At 64.7% G+C, this 12,235-nt stretch carries 12 protein-coding genes; 11 read left to right on the top strand and 1 reads right to left on the bottom strand.

The features are described from left to right. Positions 1-121 precede the first annotated feature (121 nt). From XI04_RS01830 to neuB, 4 genes are read left to right on the top strand one after another with little or no spacing between them, the layout of a single operon-like run. Positions 122-1,141, top strand: coding sequence for an NAD-dependent 4,6-dehydratase LegB (locus tag XI04_RS01830; protein WP_097668490.1), 1,020 nt, complete (start codon positions 122-124; stop codon positions 1,139-1,141). Positions 1,142-1,160: 19 nt separating this feature from the next. After that, the gene (locus tag XI04_RS01825) at positions 1,161-2,345 is read left to right on the top strand and encodes a LegC family aminotransferase (RefSeq protein ID WP_245448745.1); all 1,185 of its coding nucleotides are present in this window, start codon (positions 1,161-1,163) and stop codon (positions 2,343-2,345) included. Continuing rightward, entirely contained in the window at positions 2,338-3,516 is a 1,179-nt protein-coding gene (gene neuC, locus XI04_RS01820) for a UDP-N-acetylglucosamine 2-epimerase (protein ID WP_097668488.1), read from the top strand. Before XI04_RS01825 ends, neuC begins: the two co-directional genes overlap by 8 nt. After that, entirely contained in the window at positions 3,513-4,583 is a 1,071-nt protein-coding gene (neuB, locus tag XI04_RS01815; protein WP_271611398.1) for an N-acetylneuraminate synthase, read from the top strand. The genes neuC and neuB overlap by 4 nt, the downstream gene beginning before the upstream one ends. On the opposite strand, the gene XI04_RS01810 is transcribed toward neuB, so the two are convergent. After that, a complete protein-coding gene (locus XI04_RS01810) occupies positions 4,580-5,191 on the bottom strand; it encodes an acetyltransferase (RefSeq protein WP_271611399.1) in 612 nt (203 codons plus the stop codon). The genes neuB and XI04_RS01810 overlap by 4 nt on opposite strands. Positions 5,192-5,389: 198 nt before the next feature. On the opposite strand from XI04_RS01810, the gene XI04_RS01805 reads away from it, so the two are divergent. The 7 genes from XI04_RS01805 to XI04_RS01775 are packed head-to-tail and all read left to right on the top strand — an operon-like array spanning position 5,390 to position 12,231. After that, positions 5,390-6,439, top strand: coding sequence for a nucleotidyltransferase family protein (locus XI04_RS01805; RefSeq protein WP_212428649.1), 1,050 nt, complete (start codon positions 5,390-5,392; stop codon positions 6,437-6,439). Continuing rightward, complete coding sequence (locus tag XI04_RS01800; RefSeq protein WP_095425641.1) at positions 6,436-7,344, top strand: Gfo/Idh/MocA family protein; 909 nt, start codon at positions 6,436-6,438, stop codon at positions 7,342-7,344. Before XI04_RS01805 ends, XI04_RS01800 begins: the two co-directional genes overlap by 4 nt. Further along, complete coding sequence (locus XI04_RS01795; protein WP_095425642.1) at positions 7,341-8,042, top strand: acylneuraminate cytidylyltransferase family protein; 702 nt, start codon at positions 7,341-7,343, stop codon at positions 8,040-8,042. Before XI04_RS01800 ends, XI04_RS01795 begins: the two co-directional genes overlap by 4 nt. A 13-nt stretch (positions 8,043-8,055) precedes the next feature. Beyond that, on the top strand, positions 8,056-8,877 hold the full coding sequence (locus XI04_RS01790; protein ID WP_097668484.1) for an SDR family oxidoreductase: 822 nt from the start codon (positions 8,056-8,058) through the stop codon (positions 8,875-8,877). A 10-nt stretch (positions 8,878-8,887) separates the two neighbouring features. After that, on the top strand, positions 8,888-10,411 hold the full coding sequence (locus tag XI04_RS01785) for a hypothetical protein (RefSeq protein WP_095425644.1): 1,524 nt from the start codon (positions 8,888-8,890) through the stop codon (positions 10,409-10,411). Further along, on the top strand, positions 10,412-11,302 hold the full coding sequence (locus tag XI04_RS01780) for a class I SAM-dependent methyltransferase (protein ID WP_095425645.1): 891 nt from the start codon (positions 10,412-10,414) through the stop codon (positions 11,300-11,302). After that, positions 11,299-12,231: a hypothetical protein gene (locus tag XI04_RS01775; protein WP_095425646.1), complete on the top strand. Its 933-nt coding sequence runs from the start codon at positions 11,299-11,301 to the stop codon at positions 12,229-12,231. Before XI04_RS01780 ends, XI04_RS01775 begins: the two co-directional genes overlap by 4 nt. Positions 12,232-12,235 lie beyond the last annotated feature (4 nt).

Here is a 12,235-nt window from a genome sequence, read left to right as displayed (position 1 = left end):
AAACTGCTGCATCCCCGGGCATTTGGCAGCCCCCAAGCGCTGCTCTGTTGCGCGCAACCGCCAGTGTGCTATAGCGCCATCTTGTTGCGAATACTGGCTTAATCGCCTTTTGGGGTCCGGCATGGCAGATCTGAGGGACGCCCGCGTCCTCGTTACCGGCAGCGACGGCTTCATCGGCTCGCACGTCGTCGAGGAGCTGGTCAAGGCCGGCGCCCGCGTCAAGGCGATCGTGTATTACAACTCCTTCAACTCCTGGGGCTGGCTCGACACGATACCGGCCGACGTCATCAAGTCCGTCGAGGTGGTCGCCGGCGACATCCGCGATCCCCATTTCATGATCGCGGCCGCGAGCGGCTGCACCGACGTGCTGCACCTGGCGGCGCTGATCGCCATCCCCTTCTCGTATGTCGCGCCCGACTCCTATGTCGAGACCAACGTGCGCGGCACCGTGAACGTGCTGCAGGCCGCGCGCATGGCCGGGGTGCGGCGCTTCGTTCAGACCTCGACCAGCGAGGTCTACGGCACCGCGCAGACGGTTCCGATCAAGGAGAGCCACCCGCTGGTCGGGCAGTCCCCCTACTCAGCCTCGAAAATCGCCTCCGACCAGATGGCGCTGTCATTCCAGGCTTCGTTCGACATGCCCGTCGTGGTGATCCGCCCGTTCAACACCTTTGGTCCGCGGCAATCGGCGCGCGCAGTGATCCCGACCGTTATCAGCCAGATCGCGACCGGCAAGCGCAAGATCCGCCTCGGCGCCGTCAGCCCGACGCGCGATTTCTCGTTCGTCACCGATACCGCGCGCGGCCTGATCGCGGGTCTCACGGCACCTGCGGAGCAAGTCGTCGGCCAGACCATCAATCTCGGCAGCGGCTTCGAGATTTCGGTCGGCGCGACCGCGCAGATGATCGCAGACGTCATGGGGACTGCGATCGAAATCGAGACCGACGAAGCGCGGCTGCGTCCCGCCAATAGCGAGGTCGAACGGCTCTGGGCCGACAATTCCAAGGCACGCCAGCAGCTCGGCTGGAGTCCGGAATTCGGCGGCATCGAGGGTATGCGCCGGGGCATGGTCAAGACGGTGAACTGGTTCACCAATCCTGCAAATCTGAGCCGCTACAAGGCTGACGTGTACAATGTCTGAGGCGATGGTGGACGGTCACGTGACGAGGACAGGCTTCGACCAAAAGACGATCGTCGATGCCGTGCGGCGCGCGGTGGGAACGCCGAACGGCATCCTCGGCCTGCACGAACCGGTGTTCGCCGGCAACGAGATCGTCTATCTCGAAGAGTGCATCAAGAGCACCTTCGTCTCCTCGGTCGGCCCCTTCGTCGACCGGTTCGAGCGCATGCTCGAAGAGGTCACCGGCGCCAAGCGCGCGGTCGCCGTCGTCAATGGCACAGCCGCGCTACATGCCTGCTTCATCCTCGCCGGTGTCGAGCCCGGCGACGAGGTCATTTCGCCGGCGCTGACCTTCATCGCGACGACGAACGCGATCGCCTATTGCGGCGCGACGCCGCATTTCGTCGACAGCTCGCTGGAGACGCTCGGCATGGACGCGCGCGCTCTCGCGGTGCGACTGGATGCGATCGCACAGAAGACTGCGACCGGCACCATCAACCGCCAGACCGGCCGCCGCATCGCGGCGATCGCCCCGATGCACACTTTCGGCCACCCGGTCGAGCTCGACGAGATTGCCGCGATCGCCCGCGACTGGGGCATCGCGCTGGTCGAAGATGCCGCGGAATCGCTGGGATCGACCTACAAAGGCCACGCGGTCGGATCGCAGGCGCGCCTTGCAGCACTCAGCTTCAACGGCAACAAGATCGTCACCACCGGCGGCGGCGGCGCCATCCTGACCAATGACGAGGAGCTGGGCCGCCGCGCCAAGCACCTGACGACGACGGCCAAGCTGCCGCACAAATGGGCCTTCATCCACGACGAGATCGGCTTCAACTACCGCCTGCCGAACTTGAACGCGGCGCTCGGCTGCGCCCAGCTCGAGCAGCTCGACGGCTTCCTGGCGAGCAAGCGCAAGTTAGCCACGGCCTATCAGCGCGCCTTTGCGGATGTTGCCGGCGTCCGCTTCTCGCGCGAGCCAAAGGACACCACGAGCAATTACTGGCTGAATGCGATCCTGCTCGACGAGGAAAATGCCGGCCGCCGCGACGACGTCCTCGCCGCGCTCAACGACGCCGGCTTCGGCGCGCGCCCGGCCTGGACCTTGATGCACAAGCTGCCGATGTTCGCGCAAAACCCCCGCGGCGATCTTTCCACCGCCGAATCCATCGAACGCCGGCTGATCAACCTGCCCAGCAGCGCCAGCATCAGGTCTCCCGATGAATAGTGGCGCGCGAAAGATCTGCTTCGTCACCGGCAGCCGCGCCGATTTTGGCCTGCTGGTCTGGCCGATGCGCGCGATCCGCGAAACTCCCGGCCTGACACTTCAACTCGTCGCCACTGGCATGCATTTTGCGCCGGAGTTCGGCTACACCTTCAATGCAATCCGCGACGAGGGGTTTGAGGTCGACGAGCGCGTCGAAACGCTGCTGAGCAGCGACACCGGCGCCGGCACCGCGAAATCGGTCGGCCTCGGCGTCATCGGCTTTGCCGATACCTTCACGAGGCTACAGCCGGATCTCGTCGTCGTGCTCGGCGACCGCTTCGAGATGTTCGCAGCCGCGCAGGCCGCGATGTTCATGCGGCTGCCGATGGCGCATCTGTTCGGCGGAGACGTCACCGAAGGCGCGGTCGACGAGTCCATTCGCCACGCCATCAGCAAGATGTCGCACCTGCATTTCACCAGCAATCAGGGCTCGACGCAGCGGTTGATGCAGCTTGGCGAGCACCCCTCGCGTATCCATACCATCGGCTCGGTCGGCATCGACGCCATCAAGCTTCTCGATCTGATGAATCGCGACGACATCGGCGGCGCGATCGGGATGCCGCTCGGCGAACGCAATGCGCTCGTCACGTTTCATCCCGTCACGGTCGAAGCCGGGCGCTCGGTCGCTGAACTGGATGAATTGTTCGCGGCCCTGTCGACGCTCGATCCCGCCTTTCGCTTCGTGTTCACGCTCGCCAACGCCGACGCCGAGGGTCGCGCCCTGAACGCCCGGATCGAGGCCTTCGCGGCCGGCCGGCCGAACACGATCGCGGTCGCCTCGCTCGGGCAGCTTCGCTATCTCAGCCTGATGAGCCAGGTAGATTTGGTGATCGGTAATTCCTCGAGCGGCGTGCTCGAAGCGCCCTCCTTCGGCGTTCCCACCGTCGATATCGGCGACCGTCAGAAGGGACGCGAGCGCGCGGCCTCGGTATTTCACGCAGCGCCCGATCGCGGCGCCATTGCCGCCGCGATCGCAGCGGGGCTCGAGCGCGGCCGTCAGGCCACCGTCAACCCTTACGGCGACGGCGAATCCAGCCGGCGATTTGCCGAGATCATCGCCGGCATCCCGGATTTCAGGCAGCTTCTGGTCAAGGGCTTTTACGAGCCACCGCCAGGTGGGGCGCAGGCATGACAACGCACACGCTGATCATCGCAGAAGCCGGCGTCAATCACGACGGAAGCCTGGAGACGGCGCTGGCGCTGGTTGATGCCGCCGCGGATGCCGGCGCCGACATCGTCAAGTTCCAGACCTTCAATGCGAAGGCGCTGGCGGGCAGCGCGGCAAAGAAGGCCGACTATCAGCAGCGCACGACGGCTGCTGACGAAAGCCAGCTTGCCATGCTGAAGCGGCTCGAATTGCCGCAGGCAGCACATCACGCGCTGATCGAACGTGCCGGGCAGCGCGGCATCGAATTCCTCTCGACGCCGTTCGACGACGCCTCGCTCGCCTTCCTGCTGTCGCTGAAACTGCCGCGCATCAAGATCGGATCGGGCGACCTCACCAACGCGCCGCTGCTGCATGCGGCCGCGAAGGCCGGCGCGACGCTGATCCTGTCGACCGGCATGGCAACGCTCGGGGAGATCGAGGAGGCGCTGGGCGTGCTCGCCCATGGCTACGGCCCATCCGATGCCCCACCCGGCATCGCCGCCTTCCGCGCGGCGTGGCGCGATCCGGCGGCGCGCACGGCGCTCGCACAGCATGTGAGCCTGCTCCATTGCACGACCGAATATCCCTGTCCCATCGGCGACGTGAACCTCGCTGCAATGGCGACGATGCGGTCTGCGTTCCAGCTTCCGGTCGGTTATTCCGATCACACCGACGGTTTCGAGGTTTCGGTGGCCGCCGTCGCGCTCGGCGCGACGATCATCGAAAAGCACCTGACGCTCGACCGCAAGGCGCAAGGCCCCGATCACGCGGCCTCACTGGAGCCTGACGATTTCCAGCGCATGGTCATGGCCATCCGCAACGTCGAGCGCGCGGTTGGCGACGGCGTGAAGACGCCAAAGGACTCCGAGATCAGGAACGTCCCTGTGGCGCGCAAGAGCATCGTTGCGGCGCGCGCGCTGAAGGCCGGCGAGACCATCGGCCCCGCCGACATCACCGCCAAGCGACCGGGCGCCGGCCGGCCACCGATCGACTACTGGTCGCTGGTCGGAACGGCCGCGCCCCGCGCGCTCGAGCCTGACGATCCGCTTTAACCTTGCAGCTTTGCCGGAACGCCGCGAAGGACGGACCCTGGCGGGCATGGACCCGTGACAACCGATCCCATCGCGACCAGCGTGTCGTTGCCGATCGCGATGTGGTCCCTGACCCGGCTGCCGAGACCAACGAAGCAATTCTCTCCGATCTTCGCGCCTCCGCCGACCACGGTTCCCGGCGACAGATGCGTGCAATCGCCGATCCGCACGTCATGCTCGACGACGACAGCGGAATTGATGATGCAGTGATCGCCGATCCGGCTTCGCGCATTGACGATCGCGCCCGGCATGATGACCGTGCCTGCGCCGATCGTGGCTGACGGCGAGACGATCGCGCGCGGATGGATCACGGACGCCCAGCGCTTGACCTGCATGCGGCCGATCATCTGCCGGCGTGCGGGCCCCGCCTGCATCGATCCGATTCCCAACACGAAGGCGGCATCCGGATACTCTGGCGCGGCCTCGTCGGTTCCGAGATAGCTGACGTCGGCGAGCGTACCGGGCTGCCGATCGAGGAAGCCGACGACCTTGAACTGGCCGGACAGCAGCGCCGCCTCGTAGACCATGACAGCATGCTCGCCGCCGCCGATGATGATGAGATCGTCCATCCCGATTCCCTTGCGCGGGGCCAATCTTACCGGGGGTACCCCGGGTCTTCAAACCGTTGATTCGGGCCGCGAAATGCTTGGGTTAACAGGGCGGTTCAGGGGATGTCGTTGGGGTTGACGCCGCCTCTCGCAGCCGCGATATAGCAGGCTCAGCCGTGGGCCGCCCCCCAATATCTGGCGTATACGAGGCAGATTGCCATGAAATCCTGGCGTAAGGCCGTCGTTGGAACACAGGCGAGTGTGGGCGAGGCCATTGCTGCCATCGAGAGCGGAAGCATTCAGATTGCGCTCGTGCTCGACGACCAGAACCGCCTGCTTGGCGTGGTCACCGACGGTGACGTGAGGCGCGGCCTGCTGCGCGGCATCCCGCTCACCGGGCTTGCGACCGACATCATGAACCGCGCGCCGGTGTCGGCTCCAGCGACGCTGCCGCGCGAGGATCGCCTGCAGCTGATGCGGCAGAAGTCGATCAAGCAGCTTCCGCTTGTCGACGAGGGCGGCCATCTGGTCGTGGTCGAGACGCTCGATGAGCTGCTCGAACCGGCTCACTATCCGAACCCTGTCCTGATCATGGCGGGCGGCCTCGGCGAACGCCTGGGCGCGCTGACGCGCGACCTGCCGAAGCCGATGCTCAATGTCGGCGGCCGGCCGCTGCTCGAGACGATCGTGCGCAACGTCGTGCAGCAGGGCTTTGGCAACATCTTCATTTCGGTCAACTACAAGGCCCAGACGATCAAGGACTATTTTGGCGATGGCGCCGCCTTCGGCGCCACGATCCAGTACGTCCACGAAACGGAACGCCTGGGGACTGCAGGCGCGCTCGGCCTCTTCAAGACGCCGCCGGCTCTGCCCATGATCGTCACCAACGGCGACATCCTCACCACGATCAACTACGGGGCCCTTCTCGACTTCCACAACGGAACGCCGGCGGAAGCGACGATGGCCGTGCGCGAGCACAAGGTGCACGTACCTTATGGCGTGGTTTCCACGTCGGACGGTTTTCTCGATGCCATCCGCGAGAAGCCGACTGAGAGTTGGTTCGTCAGTGCCGGCATCTATGTGATCGGCCAGTCCGTGTTCAGCCATGTCACGCCCGGCATCAGCATCGACATGCCGACCGTGCTGGAGCGCGTGATCGCGGGCAAGGGACGGGTCGCGGTCTATCCCATTCGCGAATACTGGCTCGATATCGGCCGCCTGGAGGATTTCGAGCAGGCCCATGCGGAGTTTCACGAGGTCTTCCCGTGACCCCCACAAAAGCCGTCGTGGTTGGCCTCGGCTCGATCGGCACAAGGCATGCGCGCATCCTGCGCGAACTTGGCCTAGGGGTCGCGACCGTCAGCCGCCGCGAAGGGGGCGACTACGGATCGATCGCGCAGGCCGTCGCGGGCGCGCATCCGGACTACGTGGTGATCGCCACCGAGACCGCGCGCCATGCGGACAATCTGAATGAGCTCGCGCAGGCCGGCTTCCACGGCAACGTGCTTGTCGAAAAGCCGCTCTTCGCAACACCGGCAGCACCCCCGAAATATCCGTTTGCCCGTGTCAGCGTTGGATACAATCTGCGCTTCCACCCGGTCATGACGGCGCTTGCCGAGACATTAAGCGGCCGCGACGTGATCACGGTCGCCGCCTATGTCGGCCAGGACATCAGGGACTGGCGGCCCGGCCGCGATCACCGTGCGACCGCATCCGCCACGGCCGACGCCGGAGGCGGCGTGTTGCGGGATCTCAGCCACGAACTGGACTATCTCTTGTGGCTGTTCGGCCCGTGGCATCGCGTCGCAGCGCTTGGTGGCGCGTCAGGCGCGCGCGACATCGACGTCGACGACCACCTCGACCTGCTGCTCGATATGCAGCGGGCGCCATCGGTCCACGTCCACATGGACTATCTCGATCGGCAGGGCATCCGCCGCATTCGCGTCAATGTCGACGACGACACCATCGAAGCCGACCTCGTCGGCAGCCGCCTTGCTATCAACGGCAAGGCAACGGAGATCGCAAGCGACCGCGACCAGAGCTATCGCGACATGCATGTCGCGGCGATGCGTGGCGCGAGCCCGGCTTGCTCGCTGCCCGAGGCGCTCGGGGTCGTGCATCTGATCGACGCCAGCGAGCGTGCTCTGCGCACCAAGACCTGGATATCGCCATGAGCGCCCTCTGCACCATCTGCGCGCGGGGCGGCTCGAAAGGGGTCGTCGGCAAGAATGCGCGCGATCTCCTGGGCAGGCCCGTGCTCGCCTGGAGCATCGCGCAGGCGCGCGAGACCGGCCTGTTCGATGCGATCGCCTTCAGCAGCGATTCGGACGCGCTACTCGAGGCTGCCCTGAAGGCCGGCGCCGACATCGCGGTCAAACGTCCGGACGAGATGGCGACCGATACCGCACCGAAGCTGCCGGCGATCCGCCACTGTCTCGAGCAGGCCATCGCGCAAACGGGCCGGACGCCGGAGATCTTCGTCGATCTCGACGTCACCTCGCCGCTCAGGCTGGCCTCCGACATCACCGGTGCAGTCGCGCTGCTGCGCGAGAGCGGCACACGCAATGTCATTACCGGCGCACCGGCGCGACGCTCGCCCTATTTCAACCTGGTCGAGCAGCGCACCGATGGCAGCGTCGGCCTCTCCAAGACCGCCGATCCTCCGATCACGCGCCGGCAGGATGCGCCGCGCTGCTTCGACATGAACGCATCGATCTATGTCTGGCGCGTCGCGTCGTTCCTGGAGCACCCTGCGGTGTTCTATCCGGATACCCGCCTGTTCGAAATGCCGGAGGAACGCTCGATCGACATCGATTCCGATCTCGATTTTGTCTTGGTGGAGCTGCTACTGCGCCAACGACGGCCGGCCTGAGGAGCCTCAAGCGATGACCACGAGCTTCAAGGCTCTGTTCGATCTGACCGGCCGAACCGCCGTCGTCACGGGGGGATGCGGCATCCTTGGACGTCGCTTCGCCGAGGGCCTTGCCGAGTTTGGCGCCAACGTCGCGATCGTCGATCTCGATCAGGCCGCGACCGATGCTGCGGCAGCCGACGTCGCCTCGCGCCATGCCGTGGGCGCCAAAGGTTATGGCTGCGACATTACCGAGCCAAGTTCCGTCCGCAACACGGCCGAGGCGATCGAAGCGGAGCTCGGGCCGGTCTCGATCCTGCTCAACAACGCCGCGAGCAAGACCCGCGACGTCGATGCCTTCTTTGCACCCGTCGAGAAGTTTTCGCTGGACACCTGGCGGGAGATCATGGCGGTCAATCTCGACGGCATGTTCAACATCGCGCAAGTGTTCGGCGGCCGAATGGCCGAGCGTGGCTACGGCGCCATCGTGCAGACCGCCTCGATCTACGGCCTGATGGCGCCCGACCAGCGCATCTACGAAGGCTCCGAATATCTCGGCCGCGCCATCAACACGCCCGCGGTCTACACCGCGTCCAAGGCCGGCGTCATCGGCCTGACCAAGCACCTGGCGACCTACTGGGCGGCGAAGGGCGTTCGCGTCAACACCCTCACCCCGGGCGGGGTGGAGAGCGGGCAGAACGACACCTTCAAGGCGCGCTATGGGGCCCGTATCCCGCTCGGCCGCATGGCTCGCGCGGACGAGATGGTGGGGACGATGCTGTTCCTGGTGTCGGATGCTGCGTCCTACGTGACTGGCCAGAACATCGCCGTCGACGGCGGTCTGAGCGCCTGGTAGCGAAACATCGATGATCAAGCGCCTGGTCCAGAATACGGTGATTTCGGCGCTTGCCTTCGGCGTGGCCGCCTTGCTGGGCCTTGCGGTCATTCCACTGATCATCGGGACCTGGGGGGTGACCGAGTTCGGCCTCATCGTCATCTCGCGGCTGCTGCTTCCCAGCGGCATGATGGCGGTGCTCGACCTCGGCCTGTCCGAGGTCGCCACCCAGGTCGTCGCGCGCGCGAGAGAGCACCGCAATTGGACGCAGGCCAGCCGCCAGATCGCGTTCTTGGGGGTGGTCTCCATCGCTCTCACCTTGATCCTGAGCGCCGCCATTTGGTTCGCGACGCCGCTGTTCGTCATGGTGATGAAGGTTGACGCCGTCCATGTGGAGACGTTCACCCGGATCATGCACTACACGGCCCTCGCGAATCTGATCTTCGTTCCGGCACTGGTGTGGGAAGGGACCGTCAAAGGCTTCGAGCGCTACAATCTGCTCCGCGTTGCGGAGGTCACGTCAACGGCGGCCTATGTCGGCCTGACATTCGCAGCCTCGTGGGCGGCGGCAGGCTTTGAAGTGGTTGCCTACATCTATCTCGCCACGCTGGTGGCCCGCGCTGTCGTCATTGGAATTGCCGCCTTCGTCGCCCTGCGGCACAAGCACGTGCGATTGCTGCCATGGACCCCGGACATCCGGCAGGATATTCTGCACCGCTGTCTGCTGCTGCTGCAGGGCAAACTGATGGGCGGCATTTCCGGACCGCTTCAGCCGTTCCTGATCGGATTGCTGTTTGGGCCCAAGGCGGTCGGCACCTACGACGCGTTGGTGCGATTGTCGCGGGTTTCCAAAGTCGTCGTCAGCCTTCTGACATCCGCCTTGCTTCCCGTTGCCAGCCGCCTCGACGAGCGCGGCAGCGCGACGTCGTTCCAGCGCCTCGGCGACCTCGGCCTCGTCATGATGCCGATGTTCGTGGTGCCTCCGCTTGCCGCGACCGCGATCCTCTCGCCGGAGATCATGAATATCTGGATCGGTCCCCTCCTTGCGCCTTACGCGTTCTGGATGGGCCTGAGCTTCCTGGTTCCGATCTGTAGCCAATATGTGGCGATCGGCAGCCTGATCTTCCTGACGCGGCCGGAGGTGCAGTCCAGGCTCAACAGGCTGATAGCCGTTCAGCTTCTGATCTGGGCGGCGGTCTCCGCCGCGACGTTGCACCTGTTCGCGGAACGCGCCCTGATACTCGGCCAGGTCATCGGCAGTATCCTCATCCTGCCCTTGCAGCTGGGAGAGTTGCGCGGTGCACTCGAACTCGATCGCAATCGCTTCGCGAAGGTCATCGGAACCCAGTTCGCAATCCTTGTCCTGGCAAGCATTTTTCTAGCAACAATTGCAGGTTACATTCGGTTCGACAGCGTGCTAAAGCTCGCGCTCGGTTCCATGGTTTTCTGTCTGATTACCTGGACGCTCCAATACTTCCTCGTGCTTGAAAAGCGGCACCGGACTGTATTTCCAGCCGTCGGACAGCTGATGGGACTGACATCCAAAAGCAGTTGAATGAACATCCACGCGACAGACACGAAAGCCGCCATCTCAGGTTTCGCTCCGGCCTCGTTGTCGGACAAGGCGACGACTTATGCGCTGGATGCGGCAAGGAGCATCGGGCGTTTCGCGATGCGCCGCGTCAAACGCACGGCCGACGTCGTTGATTCCGAGTACAATCTATCGCATTGGCAGCGAACGCTGTCGGAAAAAGCCTGGACGAAGGCCGCAGGCATCGGCGAATTCCTGATCCCGAAGAATCCCGCGCAGGGTCTTCGCAAGGTCGACAACCAGATCTGCAGGGTCGCGGCCGACGACTATTATCGCTATCGCGCCAGGGCCCTCGGCGAGCTGCTCGCGCGGCACACGGGCGGCGCCACGGAGATCGTCGAGCTCGGCGCGGGCTGCGGCATCAACCTGCTGTCGCTTCACCTCAATCATCCCGACTGGAGGCTGCGCGGGTTCGACATCGCGCCGAACGGCATCGCCGCGGGCCGCGAGATCGCGGCGCATTATGGCCTGTCGGACCGGATATCGCTCGACAGGATCGACCTGACCGACGGCAACGACCCGAACTACGCGGCGATCAGGGACCAGGTCGTTTTCACCTATTTCTGCATCGAGCAAATTCCCTATGACGTGCGGAAGGTGGTGGACAACATCATTGCCGCACGGCCGAAACGCGTCATCAACATCGAGCCGACGACGGAGCTGCTGAACCTCGCAAGCCCGCGAGATATCGTCAGCTTCCTGTACATCCGCTCGGTCGACTACCAAACGCAGCTGTTCTCGACGCTCGACGATTACGAGCGACAGGGCCGCGTCCGCATCTTGGCGCGCGAACGCATGCCGTTCGCGCCGACGATCCACAATGATGGTTTTTTGTATTGCTGGGAGCCCACATGACAACCGTCGACACGACGGCTGATCGGCCTGCCCCGAAGAAGGCGAAGATCAGCCAGTTCCGCCGCCTGCTGTGGCACGTCAACCGCACCGATCTCGGATGGGTGCTGAAGGCGGCTCTGACCAGCCTGCAATTGCCGGCCCGCGCCAAACGTGTCGCGCTGCTGAAGCAGCTTCCGACGAAGCCCGAATGGGCCGAAGCGAGCCGCAAGCTCGACGAGGACGGCTACGTCGACGTGTCCGCGATCGTCGATCGCGGCCTCGCGGAAGCCGTCGCGTCGTTCGCCGACGGCAAGGTGAACCGCCTCCAGGAGCTGGTCGGCCGGCAGAAGGAAGGGCACAAATCGTTCTGGGTCAGCCTGCTCGACGAGGATCTCGTCAACGGCGCCTTTGCCACCGACCATCCGTTCGTGCGCTACGCCCTGCAGCCGGCTGCTCTGCGCATCATCGGCGACTTCATGCACGACCTGCCGCAATTGTCGGACGTGGTGCTGACGTTGTCGCAGCCGACACCGAACCAGGCGTTGAGCTTCTCCCAGCTGTGGCATCTCGACCACGACGACAAACGCGTCTGCAAACTCTTCATCTACCTGACCGATGTGCAAAACACCGCCGACGGTCCGTTCACCTTCATTCCGGCCGGGCCGTCGAAGGCGTTCCGCAACTCGCTCAAGAGCCACATGAGCGATGCGCAGGTGTTCGCCAAGACCGGTCCCGACGCGGTCAAGGAAATGATCGCGCCCCGCCTGTCGTCCTTCATCGTCAACACGGCACGCTGCCTGCACATGGGAAGCCGGATCCAGTCGGATCACAGCCGCCTGCTGTACACGGCGACCTACATCCAGCAGCCGCGCATCTTTCCCGAACCGCCGGCGCGTTTCCGCGCGGTCGGTGCCCTGACGGACCTCGAGCGCACCGTGATGCGGCTCTGACACG

The sequence above is a fragment of the Bradyrhizobium sp. CCBAU 11430 genome (genome assembly GCF_028128855.1).
GTDB lineage: Bacteria > Pseudomonadota > Alphaproteobacteria > Rhizobiales > Xanthobacteraceae > Bradyrhizobium > Bradyrhizobium ottawaense.
This window is presented reverse-complemented; position numbering and strand designations above follow the sequence as displayed.